Annotated in this window: 20 protein-coding genes and 1 pseudogene; 4 read left to right on the top strand and 17 right to left on the bottom strand. The window is 34.9% G+C overall.

Translation table 11 applies throughout. From position 1 onward, the window contains the following. Nucleotides 1-337: 337 nt before the first annotated feature. Together RV14_RS12505 and RV14_RS12500 are read left to right on the top strand one after the other, a co-directional pair. On the top strand, nt 338-496 hold the full coding sequence (locus tag RV14_RS12505; protein ID WP_245785434.1) for a hypothetical protein: 159 nt from the start codon (nt 338-340) through the stop codon (nt 494-496). A 150-nt stretch (nt 497-646) separates the two neighbouring features. Then, nucleotides 647-829 carry a hypothetical protein gene (locus RV14_RS12500; protein ID WP_245785433.1) on the top strand — a complete coding sequence of 61 codons (183 nt, stop codon included), beginning with the start codon at nt 647-649 and terminating at the stop codon, nt 827-829. A gap of 111 nt (nt 830-940) precedes the next feature. On the opposite strand, the gene ispE is transcribed toward RV14_RS12500, so the two are convergent. Both ispE and RV14_RS01405 read right to left on the bottom strand, forming a co-directional pair. Then, entirely contained in the window at nt 941-1,789 is an 849-nt protein-coding gene (gene ispE, locus RV14_RS01410) for a 4-(cytidine 5'-diphospho)-2-C-methyl-D-erythritol kinase (protein WP_071854563.1), read from the bottom strand. Between the two features lie 142 nt (nt 1,790-1,931). After that, nucleotides 1,932-4,382 (bottom strand): annotated as a pseudogene (locus RV14_RS01405) (phosphatidylglycerol lysyltransferase domain-containing protein). A 147-nt stretch (nt 4,383-4,529) separates the two neighbouring features. Here RV14_RS01405 and proC point away from each other — a divergent pair. Further along, complete coding sequence (gene proC / locus RV14_RS01400) at nt 4,530-5,333, top strand: pyrroline-5-carboxylate reductase (RefSeq protein WP_071854562.1); 804 nt, start codon at nt 4,530-4,532, stop codon at nt 5,331-5,333. A 405-nt stretch (nt 5,334-5,738) separates the two neighbouring features. Here proC and rny read toward each other — a convergent pair whose 3' ends face one another. The 7 genes from rny to yfmF all read right to left on the bottom strand — a co-directional run bounded on the left by rny (nt 5,739) and on the right by yfmF (nt 14,963). Continuing rightward, nucleotides 5,739-7,295 carry a ribonuclease Y gene (gene rny / locus RV14_RS01395; protein ID WP_071854561.1) on the bottom strand — a complete coding sequence of 519 codons (1,557 nt, stop codon included), beginning with the start codon at nt 7,293-7,295 and terminating at the stop codon, nt 5,739-5,741. Between the two features lie 500 nt (nt 7,296-7,795). Continuing rightward, entirely contained in the window at nt 7,796-8,836 is a 1,041-nt protein-coding gene (recA, locus tag RV14_RS01390) for a recombinase RecA (RefSeq protein WP_071854560.1), read from the bottom strand. 105 nt (nt 8,837-8,941) lie between these two features. After that, nucleotides 8,942-10,189, bottom strand: coding sequence for a competence/damage-inducible protein A (locus RV14_RS01385; RefSeq protein WP_071854559.1), 1,248 nt, complete (start codon nt 10,187-10,189; stop codon nt 8,942-8,944). A gap of 310 nt (nt 10,190-10,499) precedes the next feature. Further along, entirely contained in the window at nt 10,500-11,078 is a 579-nt protein-coding gene (gene pgsA / locus RV14_RS01380; RefSeq protein ID WP_071854558.1) for a CDP-diacylglycerol--glycerol-3-phosphate 3-phosphatidyltransferase, read from the bottom strand. A gap of 211 nt (nt 11,079-11,289) precedes the next feature. Then, complete coding sequence (locus RV14_RS01375) at nt 11,290-12,180, bottom strand: helix-turn-helix domain-containing protein (RefSeq protein WP_071854557.1); 891 nt, start codon at nt 12,178-12,180, stop codon at nt 11,290-11,292. Nucleotides 12,181-12,406: 226 nt separating this feature from the next. Next, a complete protein-coding gene (yfmH, locus tag RV14_RS01370) occupies nt 12,407-13,702 on the bottom strand; it encodes an EF-P 5-aminopentanol modification-associated protein YfmH (protein ID WP_071854556.1) in 1,296 nt (431 codons plus the stop codon). Continuing rightward, nucleotides 13,695-14,963, bottom strand: a complete 1,269-nt coding sequence (gene yfmF / locus RV14_RS01365) for an EF-P 5-aminopentanol modification-associated protein YfmF (protein ID WP_071854555.1) — start codon at nt 14,961-14,963, stop codon at nt 13,695-13,697. The genes yfmH and yfmF overlap by 8 nt, the downstream gene beginning before the upstream one ends. 232 nt (nt 14,964-15,195) lie before the next feature. On the opposite strand from yfmF, the gene mscL reads away from it, so the two are divergent. Next, the gene (gene mscL / locus RV14_RS01360; RefSeq protein WP_071854554.1) at nt 15,196-15,654 is read left to right on the top strand and encodes a large conductance mechanosensitive channel protein MscL; all 459 of its coding nucleotides are present in this window, start codon (nt 15,196-15,198) and stop codon (nt 15,652-15,654) included. 268 nt (nt 15,655-15,922) lie between these two features. Here mscL and RV14_RS01355 read toward each other — a convergent pair whose 3' ends face one another. From RV14_RS01355 to epsC, 8 genes are all read right to left on the bottom strand, one after another. Further along, nucleotides 15,923-16,357: a GNAT family N-acetyltransferase gene (locus tag RV14_RS01355; protein WP_071854553.1), complete on the bottom strand. Its 435-nt coding sequence runs from the start codon at nt 16,355-16,357 to the stop codon at nt 15,923-15,925. A 95-nt stretch (nt 16,358-16,452) separates the two neighbouring features. Continuing rightward, nucleotides 16,453-16,698: a Veg family protein gene (locus RV14_RS01350; protein WP_071854552.1), complete on the bottom strand. Its 246-nt coding sequence runs from the start codon at nt 16,696-16,698 to the stop codon at nt 16,453-16,455. Between the two features lie 112 nt (nt 16,699-16,810). Beyond that, complete coding sequence (locus RV14_RS01345) at nt 16,811-17,389, bottom strand: sigma-70 family RNA polymerase sigma factor (protein ID WP_071854551.1); 579 nt, start codon at nt 17,387-17,389, stop codon at nt 16,811-16,813. Between the two features lie 77 nt (nt 17,390-17,466). Beyond that, nucleotides 17,467-17,997: an NYN domain-containing protein gene (locus RV14_RS01340; RefSeq protein ID WP_071854550.1), complete on the bottom strand. Its 531-nt coding sequence runs from the start codon at nt 17,995-17,997 to the stop codon at nt 17,467-17,469. 4 nt (nt 17,998-18,001) lie between these two features. After that, a complete protein-coding gene (gene rlmB, locus RV14_RS01335; protein WP_071854549.1) occupies nt 18,002-18,871 on the bottom strand; it encodes a 23S rRNA (guanosine(2251)-2'-O)-methyltransferase RlmB in 870 nt (289 codons plus the stop codon). Then, complete coding sequence (locus RV14_RS01330; protein ID WP_071854548.1) at nt 18,864-19,259, bottom strand: Mini-ribonuclease 3; 396 nt, start codon at nt 19,257-19,259, stop codon at nt 18,864-18,866. The genes rlmB and RV14_RS01330 overlap by 8 nt, the downstream gene beginning before the upstream one ends. Then, nucleotides 19,256-20,668, bottom strand: coding sequence for a cysteine--tRNA ligase (gene cysS / locus RV14_RS01325; protein ID WP_071854547.1), 1,413 nt, complete (start codon nt 20,666-20,668; stop codon nt 19,256-19,258). Before cysS ends, RV14_RS01330 begins: the two co-directional genes overlap by 4 nt. Further along, nucleotides 20,665-21,201, bottom strand: a complete 537-nt coding sequence (gene epsC / locus RV14_RS01320) for a serine O-acetyltransferase EpsC (protein ID WP_071854546.1) — start codon at nt 21,199-21,201, stop codon at nt 20,665-20,667. The genes cysS and epsC overlap by 4 nt, the downstream gene beginning before the upstream one ends. Nucleotides 21,202-21,203 lie beyond the last annotated feature (2 nt).

The following is a 21,203-nucleotide window of genomic DNA, read 5'->3' as shown; positions in this document are numbered from 1 at the left end:
TGTGTAGGAAGTTAGAAACAAAATGAAGCAGTGAAAAACCGTTCAACGCTTATTTTTAGGAGATGAAAACGATGTATGTACTTACTTTAGATGTCTCAATGAGAAAAAGTTAGTCCTCATTTATTATGAAAATACTTATCTTTTCGGACAAGAAATTCCTCATGATAAACCACATTTTAAGACGCTTCTACAAGAAATTTCTGTGCTTTCAGAAGTCACCATAAATTGTTTTTGAGACAACGAGTGTTTATTCAAATGTCATTGAAACTTTTTGTCAAAATAACCGTTTGTTTTATTATTTATTAAATCCTTTAGAAGCAAAAAACTGACGATTGACTTGCGTTCAGTAAAAAACGATCAACGCGATGCCCATCGTCTTGCCCAAATACACACTCAATTTTTACGGAAACAAAAACAACAGCCGTCAAAAATTTATGAAGAGATACGCGCCTTAGCGCGCTTTTATCAACAAATTGAAGTGACATCAAGCGCATGAGAATAAACCTTCATACGCTTTACAGCTAACTTTTTTAGAACTAGAAATACTTTTTACCAACCAATTATCAACACTTGCTTTAAATCTTGTCGAGCTGTTTCCTCATCCTGATTATTTAGAAGGCTTGAGTCAAGCAAGGTAAAGAATCTTTTGAAGGAAAACACCGATCAAAAAGCCTTATTTAAAGCAAAAAACTTACTTTCATTGACACAGAATTCGTATCTAGCAAAAACCAAACAAATTATTCCTGTTCAAAAAGTTGTGTATTATGCCCAACAATTGAAACAATTACTTACAACAAAAGAACAACTAGCCAAACAACAAAAAATTTGATTTATACAACGACAATCACCCAAAAAGTTAAAAAATACACGATACGATTTATTAATTTTCTTACCGTTGCTTACTACTTATACTTAGCTCAATGCACTTTTGACACCTTTTTTACAGCGTACGGACTAAATAAACTTCATCACAAAATCCTTTAAGTCCATTATAGACTCTTTGCGCTCTTGAATAATGTCGACACAAAGCAAATACTGTTGGTCCACTTCCACTCATCAAGGCAGCATCTGCACCATATTTTAACATACGATTTTTGATTTGATGAATAATTGGATGACGCTTTCCAGTCACATTTTCTAAGCTATTTCCCATCTTTTTGATCATTGTTTGGTAGTCTTTTCGTTGAACTGCTTCGACTAAACCATAAATGTTTTGATGGGTTATTTGTTTAACATCTATTTCTTGAAAGACAGTTCTGGTAGAAACACTCATTTTAGGCTTTACTAAGATTACCCAGCACTGAGGCATAGGGGAAAGAACCTGAACATTTTCTCCTTTGCCACTTACAAATGCTGTACTGCCATAAACACAATAGGGAACATCCGTGCCGACTTCTAATCCGATTTCTGCTAATTCGTTAAGAGAACATCCGAGATTCCACAATTGATTGAGCCCTCTTAATGCAGCTGCACAATCAGTACTTCCTCCACCAAGACCAGCTGCAACCGGAATATTTTTCTTAACAAAAATTTTGACACCTTTTTTGATTTGATACTTATTTTTTACCAGCGTTGCCGCTTGGAAAACGTTATTTCGTTGATCTACTGGTAAAAATGCCTTATTTGTCTCTACAATGATCCGATCTTCAGGTAATTCTTCAAAGAACAAATGATCTGCCAAATCAACACTTGACATTACCATTTCCAGTTCATGGTAACCATCAGGGCGCTTATACAATACATCCAGCCCCAAATTTATCTTAGCTGGTGCTTTTTCTATCAGTTCCATCCTCTCACCCATTCAAAAAGTCTAAGTCGAAAGTATTCTATCATAGGGGAAAATAAAAGTATAGCTTATACCTGTAATCTACCTATTTTTCGACTTTTTTCACGTTATCTATATTTTACATCTACTATTCATTTCTTATAAATTATAATTCAGTTAGTAATTTTTCTGTAAAATGAAGCTTTTCTTCTTTTCCTTTACCATTTAAGATAAACAATTGCAAAATGGCAAATGTAAAACTGCTTCCTTTCATATAAGCAAAGCATCCGCCTTCCCAACGAGCAACATAATGAAGCTTTTCTTCGTAGGTAGACTGAAAAGAATAAAAGAAGCTTCCATAATTATAAACAATATGCATTATTCGTCCTTGGAAAAAAGAAAAATTAGTTACCCCAACATTCACTAACGGAACTAAACTAAGATTGGCTTCAAGATAGCCTTTTTCTTGATAAACGACTAATAGATTTGCTAATAAATAATGGGAAAGCTCTTCAGGTTCATTTAGCAATATGCGTAATAAGTCATACTCTGCTTGTTGTTTTGACGTTGGTTTTCCTGTAATAAAACCTACAATTTTTTGTCCTTTTCGTACAATTCCTACGCCACTAGTAAATAAATAGGCTTCCTCAAAACGTCCAACTGAAAAATATTTTTCTCTGGCACCATGTAACCAATCATTTGAGATACTCCTTACAGCAGGTAATAATTCTTCAGGCAAACATTCATACCAAGTAAAATGATACCCTTCATTTGTTAAGCGCTGATATTCTAGTTTTTGATTAATTCAAGATATTTCTGATGTTGTTAAATCAACTACCCCAGCTTCATCTATTCGCTTTTTTCATAAATTCAACTGTTGCTTGGCGAATCAATGTCGGATGACCAATTGGATCCCCTAAAACAAAGCATTTATTTCCTTTAACTTGATAGCCAAAAACTACTTTATCCTCACCATTTTGTTGATAATAGTAGTACTTGTAGCCGGATAAGTAAAGATAATGACTAGTAGAGTTTCCATGACCACTTGCTAAACAATTGTTTTAATCTTTTTACTTATAAATTACTACCAAGCTCAAAAGGTGTCATAGCTAAATATTGATAAAGTGCAACTAACGCCAGTAAAGAAACTCCTAAACCCCAAACCTGAAAACCAAACTTCATCTGACGGAAATAAAATAAAGTGATTGGCAGTAAACTTGTTCGACCAAAAACTACCACTATGGTAACCAACAATAGCATACACGACAAATAAGAAGGTAAATAAGCTGGTATCAAAGAAAATGGCTCCCCATGAATAAACAAATTTTTTATGATAAAATTCTTTATGTGACAGCCATACAGCAAGTAAAATCAAGAAATAAACTAAAATTAATTGCCAAGACAGTGTTCGTGTGACAGTGTTAAAAATGCCAAAAGCTAATAAGACGACCGTTGGTGGAAATGCCTTTTTCACTTTCATTGACAACGCTCTTCCTAGACCCAGCAATAAAAAACCAATCAAGAAATTCAATGCCTGATCTAAAAAATTAAATGAAAATCTGAAAGAATTGACTAATTGCTGAAAGATTCGTGATAATAGAAAGTAAGACCAGCAAAATAAACAGCAGCGACTAGTGCAAAATGCGCAATTTTTTGAAAAAGCAGGCGAGAAATATTATCTAAAAAACGATTTACTTTTACTCCTGTATGCATCAAAAATAAACATAAATCTACTATAAATGAAACAATATAATAGAATAAACGATAATAAAGTAACCATACCACAGCAACATCTTGACGAACCGCTAACTGATCATTCCTAAAATCATCAATACGTCAAATGTTCCTGCCCCGCTAGGAATCATCGTCAACATCCCAATTAATGTGGCGATAATAAACATTGGGTAAATAGAAAGTAATGAAACATTTACTCACATGAAATATCCGATTGATAAAAAAGTAATTAGTGCGCCTGTCCATTGTCCTACAACAGAAGCTAGCAATAATCCCCATAATCCCTTAGGATAAAATTCCACGAATAATGTCTTTCTCTTTAAATAAGCAAAGAAAAAAAGAGCCGGTGCTAATAAACTACCGCCAAGCAGCCAGATCCAATATCTTCTAAAAATACTAGCTGGTTGTAAAAAATACATCTAAATGTCAAAAATGACCAAAAAGACAACCCAGTAAGCAAAAATAATGCTACTTTTGAAACGGTAGCAAGCACCATTTTCCGATTAGTCTTTTCCCCATAAAAATTTGCACGAAGGCTTGCACCAACAATTCCACCAAAGCCTGCTAAATTATTGATTGTATTCGTAACAAAAGCAAAGAAGAAAAATCTTGCCTCCTCATTTTAGGCTTTCCTTGTCTTTCTAAAACACGAATGGCTACCCAATCATATAGCAGCATCGGTAACATACCGATCAAGCCAACTAAAATCATTAAACTTATTGTCAAATAATTTTGTTATTGCATTGTTTGCCACACATCTTACCAACTCATTCCATGAGCAATGTGAATTACTTGATTCACAACAAAAACTAAAAAGAATCAACTTTAAAATCAAACTGTACGCCTTCACCCATTGAAGGAGCAATTGTCGTTTATTTTTCACTAGTTTCCTTTCCCTCCTTCATTTGTTATATAAAGCAATGTTAGCTTATTTATTCTATTTTTTCCACTGATGTACTAGTCACCTAGTCCTCTTATTCTTGCCCTTCATTAAAAAGAAAGTTATGCTAAAACAAAAGGAGAGGATAACATGAAAATCGGATTTATCGGAACAGGCAACATGGCACAAGCAATCATCAATGGACTAATTGAAAAAGAAACAGTTGCTAAAGAAAATATTTTCGTCTCAAGCGGTCATTATGAAAATGCTCGACATTTTGCAGAAAAAACAGGTGTCATTGCCTGTCAAAACAATCAAGAAGTAGCAAAAAAAGCAGAAATTATTTTGCTTGCCGTCAAACCAAAAATCATTGACCATGTCCTTCAAGAGTTAAAAAATTATAGTCATAAGCGACTTTTTATTTCAATTGCTTCAGGAAAATCTCTTAAAGATTTAGCGAAAGCTTTGAATAATCCAACGGCTAAAATTATTCGTGTGATGCCAAACGTAAACGTCAGTGTGGGCGCAGGAGTATCTGCCATTTGTAAAAGCCATGAAGTTACCTACAGTGAAATGAAACAAACCACTGAAATTTTTGAATCCATTGGTAGTGTGTACCCATTAGCAGAAAATAATTTCAGCACATTTATTGGTTTAGCCGGCAGTTCACCTGCATTTATCTATATGTTCATTGATGCAATGGGACGAGCTGGCGTATTCAACGGCTTACCTAAAAAACTAGCTACTGAGATTGCTGCTAAAGCAATTATAGGGTCTTGTCAAAAATTTCTTTCAAGTGATGAAAATCCTTGGGAATTAGTTGATCAAGTCTCTTCTCCGGGAGGCACAACTGTTGCTGGCGTTGTTGCTTTAGAAGAAGCTGGTTTTATTCCCGCCATCATCACAGGAATTAACGCAACCATAAAAAAAGATCAAGAAATGCTAGAAAAATAGCCCCTTAATAAAAATACCGACAGTGGTGTACCGCCCCCAAAAATTAAATTTTTGGAGAACGGTATTTTTTATAGCTAAATATACTTTTGAACGCAAATTAGGTTCATTCACGACTATTTAGATAACAATGATGGAAGCATCGCTTGTCTTAAGATATTCCATTAGGGAGGCTCACAAGTTAAATGTTGGAGCAATGTCTATCGCAAATTTAACGAGAAGATCCTATTACGAAAATGACTAAATCAAAAATATTCTGTTCGATTTAAGTCGGCTACAATAAGTTAATCAATGGCATTTTATGGAGAACATTGTAGCGTACTTTTTGCATACCATAAAAACAAAAAAGTGAGACAATCATCAGAAAAAATTGATGATTGTCTCACTTTTTTAATCACTTTATTCCTTTTATTTGGCATAATCTGTCGCACGTGTTTCACGAATAACAATTACTTTGATATGTCCCGGATAATCTAATTCTTCTTCAATCCGCTTTCTGATATCTCTTACTAAACGAACAGCCTCTAAATCAGAAATTTCTTCCGGTTTCACCATTACTCGAACTTCTCGTCCAGCTTGTACAGCGTAACTTGATTCTACACCAGTAAAGCTGTTGGAAATATTTTCTAAACTTCTTAAACGACGAATATAATTTTCTAATGACTCACTTCTAGCCCCTGGACGAGCAGCTGAGAGTGCATCGGCAGCCGCCACTAATACGGAGATGACCGAAGTAGCCTCAACGTCGCCATGATGTGAGGCGATCGCATTAATAACGACAGGATTTTCTTTATACTTTGTAGCCAACTCTGCTCCAATTTCAACGTGAGAACCTTCAATTTCATGATCTAACGCTTTTCCAATATCGTGAAGCAACCCAGCACGTTTAGCTAATTGAATATCTTCACCTAACTCCGCAGCCAGTATACCTGATAATTTCGCAACTTCTACTGAATGTTTTAAAACATTTTGACCGTAACTTGTTCTAAAATGAAGACGGCCCATTATTTTAATCAAGTCTGGATGAAGCGTGTGCGCACCAACTTCAAAGGCTGCCTCTTCCCCATATTCTCGTATTCGTTCATCCATTTCTTTACGTGATTTTTCGACCATCTCTTCGATACGTGCAGGATGAATACGTCCATCTTGAATCAATTTTTCTAAAGTCATCCGTGCAATTTCTCTGCGAATTGGATCAAATCCTGAAAGTACCACAGCTTCTGGTGTGTCGTCAATAATCAAATCAATGCCTGTCAACGTTTCCAATGTTCGAATGTTTCGTCCTTCACGCCCAATGATACGTCCTTTCATTTCATCATTTGGTAAAGTTACAACGGATACAGTTGTTTCAGATACTTGGTCCGCTGCACAGCGTTGAATTGCTAATGATAAAAGATTTTTTGCTTTACGATCTGCTTCTTCTTTTGCTCGTTGTTCCGACTCTTTTACCATCACCGTCAATTCATGATTCAATTCTTCTTCCGTTGACTTCATGATGACATCTTTTGCTTCTTCTTTTGACATTCCAGCAATTTTTTCTAATTCTTTTTGCTGCTCTTCAATCAACTTTTCAACGTCTTTTTCTCGCTCTTCAATCAATTGCTGTTTCGAACTAAGTACCTCTTCCTTACTTTCAAGTGAGCTCTCACGTTTTTCCAATGAGTCATCTTTACGATTCAATGTTTGTTCACGCTGAATCAATCGATTTTCTTGAGATTTTAATTCTAACTTACTTTCTCTCAGCTCACTTTCAACTTCAGATCGATATTTCTGATTTTCTTCCTTAGCTTCTAACAATGCTTCTTTTTTTAGAGTTTCTGCTTCTTTTTTTGCACGATTAATAATTTCAACTGCTGATGATTGTGCACCAGCTATTTCTTTTTCGTGACGTGACTTTGCAATCGTAAACCCTAAACCAAGACCGACAATTAAACCGATGATAGCGAGGAGAATGTTGACTACCATAAAAATCCACCTCCATACTATCTTTTTCATTTTTATCATCTACATAACTTTTATGATAAAGTACTCTAAAATCGTCAATATGCAATTATGCATAGATGTACAAAAACTTGCACATGTTTATTCTAATGTTTGTCCTCCACAGTGTCAACTTTAAATACATAAGAAACAGCTTACGTACTTTTTCATTTAACGGATGTTTTACGAATAAGAATAAGCTAAAATAGATTTAGAATAACGTTTATTATTTATAATTAATCAAAGGATAAACTTCTAAACACTATGGAATTATTTGACATGATCATACATATTTTACTCAAAAAAAGGATATGCTTTTCTTATTAGAAAAATCCCAACTTTTCTGAGCTGGAGAATTCTCTTTATAGATGTACAAAAATAAGCCGAATTTTTAAAAACTTCGGCTTATCACATTAAAAACATTTACATGAAGGAAGATTAAGTACACAAAACATAGTCTCATACAATAAACAGAATCAAAGTTTTTACTCTTTTAGCGGTAATTCTTCCTGCATTTCTTCTGAAGTTACTACTTCTTCACCAATTCCATAAGCAGCTCGAACGAGTGTAGAAATTTCTGCCATCATTTCTGGATGATTAGCCATATAAATTTTGGCATTCTCACGCCCTTGTCCGATACGTTCCTCTTTATAAGAGTACCAAGCACCACTTTTATCTACAATATCTTTTTCAACCGCCATATCAAGTAGTTCTCCTTCTTGAGAAATCCCTTGTCCATACATCACATCTACTTCTGCGATTTTGAAAGGTGGCGCCACTTTATTTTTGACCACTTTGATCTTTGTACGGTTACCAACAATGTCTGTTCCTTGTTTTAATTGTTCTGCTCGACGTACTTCTAAACGAATCGTAGCATAAAATTTCAATGCTCGACCACCCGGTGTAACTTCAGGATTTCCAAACATAACACCTACTTTTTCACGAATTTGATTGATGAAAATGGCAATTGTTTTCGTTTTATTAATCGAACCAGATAATTTACGCAACGCTTGTGACATCAAGCGTGCTTGTAACCCAACATGAGAATCGCCCATTTCACCATCAATCTCTGCGCGTGGAACTAAAGCTGCCACAGAATCAACAACAACAATATCTATTGCTCCACTTGATACTAAAGCATCAGCAATTTCTAACCCTTGTTCACCAGTGTCTGGTTGTGAAAGCAACAATTCGTCAATATTCACGCCCAATTTTTGTGCGTATTGTGGGTCTAAGGCATGCTCCGCATCAATAAAAGCTGCTGTCCCACCATTTTTTTGTACTTCAGCAATTGCATGTAAAGCAACGGTAGTTTTCCCGGAACTTTCAGGACCATAAACTTCAATAATTCGACCACGTGGATAACCACCAACTCCTAGCGCAACATCTAATGCAAGAGAACCACTTGGGATGGTAGAAACTTGTTGATCAATTTTTTCCCCTAATTTCATAATTGATCCTTTACCATAGTTCTTTTCAATTTTTTTCAACGCAGCATCTAAAGCTGCCTTACGATCATCTGCCAATACGATAATCCTCCTTATTTTCACAAATCAGTGCGATATTTCATTAATCTAATGATATCGTTTCTCTTGATAAAAATCAAGAGAAACCCGAACAAATATTCGCATTTATCTTTTTCTTAAAAGTTGCTTTCTAATAAGATCACATCCTTGCATGATGGCATGGTGACGTATAGCAAAACGTTCTCCCGTGAATTGATACTTTTGTGAAAAAATCTCACCATTTCTTGAAGCTATAGCAATCCAGACAGTTCCAGCAGGTTGATTTTCTAATGTTTCAGGACCAGCAACACCAGTAAACGCAATACCGTAATCTGTATCTGCAAGAATTCGTGAATGCACTGCCATTTGTTTAGCGCATTCTTTGCTAACTGTACCATGCTTTTTCAATAAGCCTCGATCAATATTTAAGAAATCTGCTTTTGTTTCCAAAGAATAGGTAATAAATCCTCCCGGAAAAACCATGGAAGCTCCCGGAATATCTCCTAAAGCTGCTTGAAAGGCACCAGCTGTCAAACTTTCAGCAGCAGTAATTGTCTTTTTCTTTTCTTTTAATAACTCTACAACAACTTTAACCAGTGAATTGTCCTCTCCATAACCATAAAAGTATTCTCCTACTTTAGCCAGAACTTTTTCTTCCAATGCCAGTAAAGCTTGATTTCCTGCATGTGCCTCTTTTGTTTTCACTGTTAAGCGTAAAGTAACTTCATTTGTTTTCGCATAAGGTGCAATCGTTGGATTAATTTGTGTTTCAATTAACTCTTTTAATTCGGTTACTAATTGTGATTCTCCTATACCATAAAAGCGCAAAACCTTTGAAATGATTTTTTCTTCCGAGGAAAATTTTTCTTTCAGCAATGGTCTTACTTGTTCAGTAAACATTGGTTGCAATTCATTTGGCGGTCCCGGCAATAAAAGATACGTATGATAATCCGTTTGATAAAAAGTGCCTAATGCCAACCCTGTACGATTAGGTAAAGCAATCCCTCCTTCTATTATTTGTGACTGTTGTAAATTGTTTTCTGTCATTTTTCGCTTTGTCGTTTCAAAAAATGCCAATAATTTCTTGTATCCTTCTGTATTTTGAATCAAGGCTTTTCTAAGATGTCTTGCTATCACTTCTTTGGTTAAATCATCTTTTGTCGGCCCTAGCCCTCCACATAAAATAATTAAATCACTTCTTGTTTCTGCTAATTGGATTGACTTTTGTAAACGAATTGGATTATCTCCTACTACAGTTTGATAATAAACATCAATACCAAGCCCTGCTAATTGTTCTGATAAAAAAGCCGCATTGGTATTAACAATTTGACCAAGTAAAAGTTCCGTTCCTACAGCTATAATTTCTGATTTCATGTTCTTCGCTTCCTTAATTGACTGTTTGATCCGTTGATAAAGATTTCTGATTTCACTTGAATTTGCACATTACCTACTCAATAGTATACGCTAATTACTAAAAGTTTCTTTTATCATTTACTCATCTTTTTTAGTAACGTAAAAAAGATAAAAGTTATGTTCTGTTTAACAACTTCCTGATGTTTTCATGATGACAACATTTTAAAGTAAGTGACTTTTTTACAGCGAAAACAAAAATCCTCAAAATATAAAAAATGATTTTGAGGATTTTTGTTTTCTGTTTTTTAGAATTAAATTACTTTTTTATACTCTACATTGAGCCTTTAAAAACACCACTATTTTTTACAAAGTAATCAACACCTGAATAAATCGTGAAGACTAGGCAAGTATATAACATTAGTTGAGCAACTGGGAGATTCAATAAATTAAAAGGAACATTATTAATAAATAATAAAATAATGGCAAGCATTTGTGTAACGGTTTTTACTTTTCCCGGCCAAGCAGCCGCCATTACTTCACCATGTTCTACTAATAATAATCGAAGTCCTGTGACAGCTAATTCTCGACAAACGATAATGGCCACAATCCATCCTTGCGCTTTTCCTTGTTCTACTAACATAATAAAAGCCGTCATGACTAACATTTTATCTGCTAAGGGATCCGCAAATTTCCCGAAATTTGTAACTAATCCTCTTGCTCGCGCAATTTTTCCATCTAACCAATCGGTGATACTTGCTAAAGCAAAAATAACTGCTCCTACTATTTGTGTAATAGCAAGTGTTGTTGTTCCTACCGTTAGCTGTCCCCAATCTAATGGTAGTCCAACGATTAAAATAAAAAGCGGAATCATACAAATCCTAAGAACCGTTAATTTATTTGGTAAGTTCACACTATCGACTCCTTTCTTCCTTATTCTACGTGAGTCTGCTTAAACTTTCCACCAATAATCATCGATTTTTTTCATAAGAGAGTGTATGAGAAAGTGATAAAAACAACGAGTAGTTCCCTTAAAAATAAGAAAAGACAAGTAAGTAAGACAGACTATCCCAAACACTTGTCTTAACACTTCATCTAAATTCCTTCGTCTGTTGAATAGATGCTCACTCTACATATCGTAAAGCCAACGTTACATTTTTAGGATTTTGATTATCCGCTCCTGAGTTAATAGGGATTTCTTCTCCATTGGCTTTAATAGTAGCATTACTTGCAGCACCTAGAGTAATTGTAGCATTTGTTGCAGTTTCCGGTAATTGTGCCTTTTGCGTTTCGTTTGCTGCTAGCGTTCCTTGATAAACATAAGTATTATTTACGGACACACCAATCCAAACACGATTTGTTGCAATAAATTCGAGCGTCAGTGGTTTTTTCGCATCTGTGATAGTAACTGCAATAGCACTACCTGTATCTTGGTCGGCTGTAATCACCATCTTTTTTTCTTTTGGAACTGACTCAGTTGTTGATGCTGTATTCTTTGAAAAAGACTCCTTTTGCTCTTTGGTTGAAGAGATTGTTTGCACCACAGAATTATCTACCGTAAGTGAGGTAGATGTAGCCCCAATAATAGGATCAGCTTGTCGGTCTTGCCATGTCATATAACCTACAACAATAATAATTGCTAAAGCTACTAATCCTAGCAAAATTACCGGAAGACTTGTCCAAAATTTACTTAGATTCGATTCTTCTTGATGCATAGCTTTTCTAGAACCACTCACAAATTCTGGCTCAGGACGTTGCACCACTTTTCCAGCTGATAATGTACTTTTACCATCAAATACATCAACTAAATGGTCGCCATCTTCACCTACGGCTTCGGCATACTGTCGAATAAATGCACGAACGTAGAATTTCCCAGGCAATTGATCATAATCATCATTGTCGATTGCTTCTAAATAACGTTTTTGAATTTTGGTAATCTGTTGTAATTCATCTAAAGATATTTTCTTATTTAAGCGAGCCTGCTTTAATGTTTCTCCGATGGTTTCAAAAGTCACTCATTCATCTTCTCCAGTCTGTTTATTTTAATCAGTATATTTTGCCACTGATTGGTCTCGTTTTTTTATTCAAAAGTAAAAATTAAAGAACCAATTTACACTTTCTAGCATTAACCTACTTAAGAATACCATAAATAAAGCACTTCTGGGGAAACATTCACCTAACTCTAAAACGAAATTTAAAAATTTTTTTCGTTTATTGTTAAAGCAATAACCCAATTATTCATCAATCTTGGACAGTTGGCTTCATATAAAATTCGCTCATTGCTCCTTTTTTAATAAAAGATTGCCCAGCATTTAACACATCACCGAATTGAATCGAATCGATTATGACCGGTAGATCAAACAAGGTCTGATTTCCAAACAAATTTTGTGTAAATTGATTTGCAATATATTCAATTGAATTCAACGATTGATAATACTTTCCTAGCATTTTTTTCTTTAATAATGTTAGATTTTCTTCAGTTAATCCTTCATCTTTTTCAAAATTAAGTAAGATATCTCTTGTTTTTTTTGCTGCTTTTTCTGGTTGCTCCGTGTCTCCGCTAAAATCAGCAAAATGAAACTCCCGATCCAAACTAAACTCAAAACCAAAACTATCATCAATTAATCCTTCGTTATACATTTTCAAATAATTTTGTGAGGTATTTCCTAATAAAAGTTGGAATAAAAGATTAATAGCTATTTTATACCGTAATAATTCAATTCCTGCTATTGGTAGAGTATCCAAACCCTTGATCCCAAGCACAAACTTGTTGCGTGTAATTGCTGAACTCAATATTTTCTTCTTAATGATGTCATCTGTATTTTTAGGAAAATAACGTTTAATTTTTTGAGTTGGCGGAAATTTTTTTGCTGATTGGTTGAGACGAATCAACGCCATCAGACTTTCCGGTTCTAGCTTTCCTACAACAAATAAAACCATGTTGCTTGGATGGTAAAAAGTATGATAACACGTATATAAATCTTTAGCAGTAATGGTTTCGATGCTTTCAACAGTTCCTGCAATATCAATGTGTAAAGGATGCTTAGGGTATAAGTTATTTAAAATTCCAAAAAACATCTGCCAATTCGGATCATCTTCATACATTTGAATTTCCTGTGCGATAATTCCTTTTTCTTTATTGACTGTTTCCTCTGTAAAATAAGGTGCTTGAACAAAATCCAATAAAGTAAGCAAATTTTTTTCTACTTGATCTGTTGTGGAAAACAGATAACTCGTTTTAGTAAAACTTGTATAAGCATTAGCTGAAGCTCCTTGTTGCCCAAACAATTGAAAAACATCGCCATCTTTTTTTTCAAATAATTTGTGTTCTAAGAAATGTGCAATACCATCAGGAACTTTTATCTTTTCATTTGTACCATACGGAACAAATTCGTTGTCAATTGAACCATAATTTGTACTAAATAACCCATAAGTTTTATGGTAATCATTTTTAGGTAATAAATAAACGGTCAATCCGTTTGGCAGTACTTCATGGTACAGTGTTTCATTAATTTGGGAATATTCTGTTTTAATCATTTACTGTTCCTCCATCTAAAAAGAATATCGCCTGCAACTTAATTTTTCGAGCTACTTGTTGGACCTCTTCAACCGTCACCTTGTCTATTCGCTTTAACCATTCCTCGTCTGTTAGTTTCGTAGTTGGCAACCAGCTATTTAAATATGCTGTCTCAATTGCTGCTTGAGGTGCATCTAACGATAATAAATACTGATTTCTTAACATAGCTTTTGTTTGTGCCAATTCAAGTTCTGTTACCTCACCGTTTTGTAAACTTTCTAATTGTTCATGAATTAAATGCAATACTTGATTGCGTTTTCTCCCGTCAATCCCCGTTTGTACGTTCAAAACTCCCCGAAAAGAATCCACACTACTAGAAGCATAATAGGCTAAACTTTCTTTTTCTCGAACATTCATAAATAGCTTAGAATGGGGAAATCCTCCGAATAAACCGTTGAAAACGATCAAAGGAAAACGTGCAGGCTGATCATAGTAAATGTTTGTCTGATAAGCTAGGTTTAATTTCGCTTGGGTAACGGATTCTTTTACTTCCCGTTCTTTGATAACATTTTCTTGCGGCTGTGTATAAAAAATTTCTGGGTGTAACATTTCTCTATCTGCAAATGGTAAATCACTCAAAGCCTTTTGAACTTCTTCAGAAGATACATCTCCAATTACAAAAATGTCTATCTGATCTTTTGACATCATTTGATTGTAATACATAGCTAATGCTTCTGCTGTAAGTACCTGCAGCTCCTCAATAGAGCCCACACTTGGGATTTTTTGGGCATCTGATCGTTCAAAATACAATTCCTGAAGAAAAAGAGAAGCCAAAGTTTGCTTATCCTCACTTAAGCTTTCTAAGTAAAGCTTCAAGTTATTTTTTTCTAAATCAAATGTCAATTGATCAAATTTTTTTTCTTTGATATTTGGGAAAAAAAGAATTTCTTTTAAAAACTCTACTGCTTGTTTTAAAAGGGTTACATCATTGACGTATTTGCCATTGACAAAATTGATCATCGTATTCAGCCAATGAAGATTGCCTTTTTTTCCTACCGAAACCCCAAAACTGGCCCCATAAAGGTCTGCTAATTTAGCACGTAGTTGCGTCTGGTCCGGATAATTTAGACTATTCGTTTCTAACAAACTACTTAATAGTGAGCGTTTCGTAATGACTTCCTTTTCTAAAAGCGTAGTAAAGCGAACATAAATACGAACCGTTTTGTATTGTTTGGTTTGCAAAACATGAAGGTTCACACCCTCTGCCAATTGATATGTCATAGTATATTCTCCTTTGTTAGCAGTTCGTTCTCCCATATAGCTTTTTTATCTTAAAGATTAAAAAATATGCGACGGCTATTTTTTACTGCTTTCATTCTCTCTTGCATTATCTAAGAGTCACTTTATAGTATAGCATAGAAGTAGTTAAACTAAAGACTCCTGCCGTAAATGCGTGTTGTTTTTATATTTTTTTATTCTTCGTTATACTAATGATAAAGAGAGGAGGAATAAAATGATTAAAGAATTTAAAGAGTTTATTATGCGTGGAGACGTGTTAGACTTAGCCGTTGGGGTCGTTATTGGTAGTGCTTTTACAAGTATTGTCAATCAAGTGGTTCAAGGACTGATTACACCTCTTGTTGGATGGGTTGTCGCAATGATTACTGGAACATCTGATTTAAAAGGCGCTCTTTCCATATTAGATTGGTCTCCTACAAAAGGAGTAACTTTTGCTTTTGGGGATGTGATTAGTGCCATTATTACATTTCTCATCACAGGATTTGTATTGTTTTTAGTTGTTAAAGCAGCAAATCACGCAAAAAAATTGCGCCCCACAAAAGAAGAAGAAACGCCTGCAACTCCAACTGCCGAAGATTATCTTAGCGATATTCGTGATCTTCTTGCACAACAAACAGCAGAAAAGAATGGCCGTCCAACAACACAAGTCACAGCCGATCCAACCAAAAAATAAAATAGGCCAATTTTGAAAAAAGAAGATAGGAATAAAAAAATAAGCCAACGAATCCGAAAATAGCTTTTTCTATTTTTCAGATTCTTCGGCTTGTTGTGTCTACGAGCGCCCATCTTTGGTCTGAGGACTGTGCATTTTTTGTTGTGATTTTATTTGTTGCTACTATTATTTATTCTATGACATGTTTAGAAAGATAACAATACAAGTAAGTAACATTTCAATGGTATTTTCTAACCGTCTTGTGTGATTTTTCAAAATAATACCCAAGCTAGGCTCTTTTCATATCAATATGAGGAATATCATCTTCTAAATAAACATCTGAAATCGCTTTAAAGCCAAATGACTCATAGAAAGATTGTAGATAAACTTGGGCACCAATGACAATAGGCATCTCAGGATAATTTCTTTCAATTGTTTCAATCGTACGTTGAACAATTATTCGTCCTAGCCCTTCTTTACGATGCTCTTTATTCACTAACACCCGACCAAAATGGATCGTACCTTCTTCTTTATAAATACGTGTGTAAGCAGTAATCTTCCCTTCTTCATCTTTAAAATAAGTATGCCAAGCTTGTGCGTCAATCTCATCCACTTCTTGATAGGGGCAATTTTGTTCTACTACAAAAACAGCAATGCGTTCTTTTACAATTTCATAAAAATTTTGAGTCGTTAAATCTGCAAATTTTTTTACATAGTGTTCCATTATGAAAATGCCTCCCATTTCTCTTTTTTATCAGCATAACGATTTTAATACAAAAAAGCAAACGAACCTTATAAAAAACTAGGCTCGCTTGCTTTTTAAACTGCTTCAGTTAAAAACTCAATCTCGACTGTTCGAGTAAGTACATCTGAATAGCTGTAAGATACTCGTTCAAAAGAATTTTCTTCAGGATCTAAATCAACAACGAACACTGAAGAATAGGTTTCCGTTAAAACGCCTCGGCGTTCCGTTTGACGCTTTCTTCCTGTTTGAGCAACCAACGTGATTTGGCTGCCGATACGACCTTCTAGACTTTTTTTGATTGTAGCTAAAGTTGTTGGCATACAATTCACCTCGTCTTTTAATATACCATACTTTTTTTAAATTTTCAAGTTTACCATATAAAAAAAATAAATGCAATAAAATACTTCAAAAAAATATTAATAATTTTATGAATTATTCCTCATGATAGTTTTTCAAGTGTTGCTTTATTTTATATTTTACACGGCTATAAGCACTTTTTACTTGTTTGATATCCATAGAAAGTTCCTCTGACATAATTGCAAAATCTGCCCCCTGCATGTAATAATAAAATATTTTTGTCTCCTTTTTTGAAAATTTTATTTCACAATCTTCTATAGCTTCGTTTAGTAATAAACGCTGCATTGCTAGTGGCTCTTGTGTAGTAATTTCTGCTAAAAAATCTGGACCTTCTGTTTCGATTTTCTGATCAATTGACAATTCATCTTTTTGGTCTCTTCGTTTCAAAGCATTTTGTTTTCTTAACAATGAATAAATTTGATTACTGATGATACTTTTATAATAACTCCCAAAACTGACACCTTTGTTATTTTCATAAGTTTTTAAAGCTTGATATAAAGCTATTCTTGCTTCTTGTTCCCAATCTTCATGAACATAGTTTCTTAAGTAATACATATTTTTTAAACGTAATAAAAGCGGAAAGTATTTTTGATACAGGGCAGCAAATGCTTCTTCATCACCGTCACGTGCGGCACGCAATAACTCCTCAGACATAAAATAATTCCTCCATAACTTTCGATTATGGAGGAATCTTACCATCAAACTGTTGGTTTACTAACCATATAACTAAGTTATCTATCTTTCCGCATTAAATCGTCTAATTTTTGAGACAATTTTTCTAATTGTTCTTTACTCCAAGGTGAATTACGACGAAAATTGATAAAACGCATATTTATATTATCTTGGGTTATATTCTTTTCAGTTTTTTGAATCGTTTTATATAATTCGTAAGCAGATGTTCGTAAAGCTCCCTGTGAAAAAATCATCCATTGCTCAGCCAAATCACTTGTCGCAACTGTCACTTGTGTCAAGCGATCATTCAACTGCCCAGCAATTCGTTCAATATAACTATCCGCTGTTTCATCTTCTTTAGTAAATACGATTTCTAATTGATATTTCTTATAATTTTGCTGTATTCCTGGAACCAATTGTGCATCAAATACCACAATCACTTCAATTCCTTCATATTTCGCATAATTTGACAATCGGTGCAATAATGTTTCTCTAGCGTCTGCGATTCTATCTTGTTTTTTTAGTAAAACAAGTTCTGGCCATGAACCGATCATATTATAACCATCAACAATTAGTAACTGTTTTTTCATTCTCTCATTCCCCCCATCGTTGAGAGAAAACCTGATACATCAAAATTCCTGCAGCAACACTGGCATTTAAACTTTGCACATGACCAATCATGGGGATCGTTAATAATTCATCCATTTCTTTTTTTAGCCCAGAACTCATTCCCCGTCCTTCATTACCAATAACTAAAGCAATTGATCCCTCGGCATTCCATTTTTGAAAATTTATTCCATTCATATCTGTTCCAAAGACCCAAAAACCCGCTTCTTTAAGTCGTTGAACCGCTTGAATAAGATTTGTCACTCGAGCAATAGGCAGGTGTTCAACTGCTCCGGTTGAAGTTTTTGTCACAATCGGTGTTATACCAACCGCTCGATGTTTAGGAATAATTACTCCGTCCACGCCACTTGCATCCGCCGTTCGAAGAATTGAACCAAAATTGTGAGGATCTTCAATACTATCTAAAATCACAAAAAAGGGTGCTGCTGTTTTTTCTTTAACTTGATGAAGAAGCTGCTCTAAAGATAAGTATTCATAAGGTGTAATCGCTAAAACGACTCCTTGATGCACTCCTTGATCGCTCAAAGCATCTAACTTTTGTTTCGGTACCCATTTGACTGGCACAGCGTGTCGTCTTGCAATGCTCTTTAATTCTTCTACTTTTTCACCATAGGCATTTTCTTGTAAGAACAACTTATTTCCTCTTCCTTGCTGCAAAGCTTCTACTGTTGTATGATACCCATAAATAAAATTATTTTCCGTTGACTCTTCTTTTGTTTTTAACATTTCATCAATCATCTGAAACTTGTTACGTTTTTTAGATAATGAAATATTCGATCGTTGTTTTAATTGCTTCGAACGTTTATACTCATTTTCTTCTCTTTTTTTTCTAATCATTTTTTTCACCTACTTTCTGGATACACCACTCAATTAGTTCTTCTAAGCGTTTCGTTTGTTTACTCAAATGCAAATAACCCATCAACGCTTCGAATCCTGTAGCTACTCGGTAAGTTGTAACATCCGCATTTTTAGCACTCGTGTGACTTTTAGCATTTCTTCCTCGACGATAAAAGGTTTCTTCTTCTTTCGTCATTAGATTTTCCGTAAGCATTTTTTGGACTAAATAGGCTTGTGCGTTAGCTGAAACATAATGTGTAGCTGCTCGATGAAGTTTATTGGGCTTTGTTTCACCTCGTTCAATCAAATAGTCTCGGATGTAAATTTCATAAATAGCATCTCCTACATAAGCCAATGCTAAACCATTTAACTGTGTGTAATCTTTCATAATTCTCTTCTCCAACGTGTTCCTTGCGGTGTATCGTCTAATAAGATTCCTTTTTCTTTTAATAACTCACGAATCTCATCACTGCGTATAAAGTTACGATTTTTCCTTGCTTGTGTTCGTTCCTCAATCAACTGCTCAATTTCTTCATCTAGTAATTCATCTGCTGTAAATAAAATACCAAAGATGGATAACCACTGGGTAAATAATGCCTCGCCTTTTACTAAAATCACTTTCGAGACTACATCATTTTCTAAATAAGTATTGAGCCATTTAGTCAGTTCATAAACAACTGTGATTCCATTTGCCGCATTAAAATCATCATCCATTTCTTTGATGAAGTGCTGTTGAATTTGTTCAAGCTCTGCTAAAAATTTTGAATCCGTACCTAAATTTTTTTCTGCTGATTCTAAACGGAATTTAAGATTTTCAAAAGTATTTCTCAATCGTTGTAAATTAATTGCTGCTTCTTTCAGTGTAGCTTCACTATAACGAATTGGTCGGCGATATTGCGTCGTCGCCATAAAGAAACGTAACACTTGCGGGTCCACTGTTTGAATCATTTCATGAACTGTAATAAAATTTCCAAGCGATTTACTCATCTTTTGATCTTCTTCTCCGATTGTTACATAGCCATTATGCATCCAATAATTTGCAAATTTTTTGCCCGTTTTTGCTTCGCTTTGTGCAATTTCATTTTCATGATGAGGAAATTCTAAATCTTGTCCTCCACCATGAATATCAATTGTCTCTCCTAAATGTTTAGTTGCCATTACGGAGCATTCAATATGCCATCCCGGACGACCTTTTCCCCAAGGAGAATTCCAAGCAATTTCACCTTCTTTTGCTTTTTTCCATAAAGCAAAATCAAGCGGATCTTCTTTTTGATTCTGTTCTTTTCCTGTACGCTGACTCGCCCCTGCTTCCAGTTCATCAATTGACTGATCACTTAATTGACCGTACGTTTTAAACTTTCGTGTTCGATAATAAACGTCACCATTTACTTCATACCCATAGCCTTTTTCTATAAGCGTTTGAATAAATGAAATAATATCAGTTATGTGATCCATCACACGAGGATGTACTGTCGCTGCTTCGACGTTTAACGCCTGCGTATCTTCTACAAAAGCCCGAATAAACCGATTAGCTATCTCCGGCGCTGTAACATTTAGCTCTTTTGCAGCTCGAATGATTTTATCATCAACATCAGTAAAATTAGAAATATATTTTACTTGGTACCCCCGATATTCAAAATAACGTCGAATCGTATCAAATGCAATCGTACTACGTGCGTTACCAATATGAATGTAGTTATAAACGGTTGGTCCGCAAACATACATCCCGACTTTTCCCTCTTTTATTGGAACAAATGGTTCTTTTTTTCTTGTTAGCGTGTTATAAATTTTTATCATTCTAATCCCCCCACTTTTTCGCCGTTAATACGCACCACTTTTGCAGGAATACCTACTGCCGTAGCATTATTTGGAATATCTTTTAAAACCACTGCCCCTGCACCGATTTTAGTGTTTTCACCAATGGTAACCGGTCCTAGTATTTGAGCATTTGCAGAAATTATCGCACCTTGTTTAACAGTCGGATGCCTTTTTCCTGTTTCCTTTCCTGTACCGCCCAAAGTCACTCCATGAAAAAGAACCACATTATCTGCCACTTCTGCTGTTTCACCAATGACAATCCCCATCCCATGATCAATAAACACTCCCTGTCCGATTTTTGCGCCCGGATGTATTTCTATTCCTGTTATAAATCGCCAAAACTGTGCATTAATTTTTGCTAGTAAATAAAATTTATGTTTGTATAAATGATGCGATGCTCGGTGCCAAAACAAAGCGTGAAATCCGGGATACGTCAGAATAATCTCTAAAGTCGAACGTACTGCCGGATCATTTTTTTTAGTTGCCTCTATGGCTCGGGTGACCCATCCCATCA

This window comes from Enterococcus ratti (genome assembly GCF_001886195.1).
Taxonomy (GTDB): Bacteria; Bacillota; Bacilli; order Lactobacillales; family Enterococcaceae; genus Enterococcus_B; species Enterococcus_B ratti.
This window is presented reverse-complemented; position numbering and strand designations above follow the sequence as displayed.

Bases quoted from the DNA above. Each gene is read 5' to 3' on its own strand.
- ispE (WP_071854563.1), bottom strand. From the start codon at position 1,789: ATGGAACTGATAGAAAAAGCACCAGCTAAGATAAATTTGGGGCTGGAT.
- proC (WP_071854562.1), top strand. From the start codon at position 4,530: ATGAAAATCGGATTTATCGGAACAGGCAACATGGCACAAGCAATCATC.
- rny (WP_071854561.1), bottom strand. From the start codon at position 7,295: ATGGTAGTCAACATTCTCCTCGCTATCATCGGTTTAATTGTCGGTCTT.
- RV14_RS01385 (WP_071854559.1), bottom strand. From the start codon at position 10,189: ATGAAATCAGAAATTATAGCTGTAGGAACGGAACTTTTACTTGGTCAA.
- yfmH (WP_071854556.1), bottom strand. From the start codon at position 13,702: ATGATTAAAACAGAATATTCCCAAATTAATGAAACACTGTACCATGAA.
- yfmF (WP_071854555.1), bottom strand. From the start codon at position 14,963: ATGACATATCAATTGGCAGAGGGTGTGAACCTTCATGTTTTGCAAACC.
- mscL (WP_071854554.1), top strand. From the start codon at position 15,196: ATGATTAAAGAATTTAAAGAGTTTATTATGCGTGGAGACGTGTTAGAC.
- RV14_RS01355 (WP_071854553.1), bottom strand. From the start codon at position 16,357: ATGGAACACTATGTAAAAAAATTTGCAGATTTAACGACTCAAAATTTT.
- RV14_RS01350 (WP_071854552.1), bottom strand. From the start codon at position 16,698: ATGCCAACAACTTTAGCTACAATCAAAAAAAGTCTAGAAGGTCGTATC.
- RV14_RS01345 (WP_071854551.1), bottom strand. From the start codon at position 17,389: ATGTCTGAGGAGTTATTGCGTGCCGCACGTGACGGTGATGAAGAAGCA.
- RV14_RS01340 (WP_071854550.1), bottom strand. From the start codon at position 17,997: ATGAAAAAACAGTTACTAATTGTTGATGGTTATAATATGATCGGTTCA.
- rlmB (WP_071854549.1), bottom strand. From the start codon at position 18,871: ATGATTAGAAAAAAAAGAGAAGAAAATGAGTATAAACGTTCGAAGCAA.
- RV14_RS01330 (WP_071854548.1), bottom strand. From the start codon at position 19,259: ATGAAAGATTACACACAGTTAAATGGTTTAGCATTGGCTTATGTAGGA.
- cysS (WP_071854547.1), bottom strand. From the start codon at position 20,668: ATGATAAAAATTTATAACACGCTAACAAGAAAAAAAGAACCATTTGTT.
- epsC (WP_071854546.1), bottom strand. From the start codon at position 21,201: ATGGGATGGGTCACCCGAGCCATAGAGGCAACTAAAAAAAATGATCCG.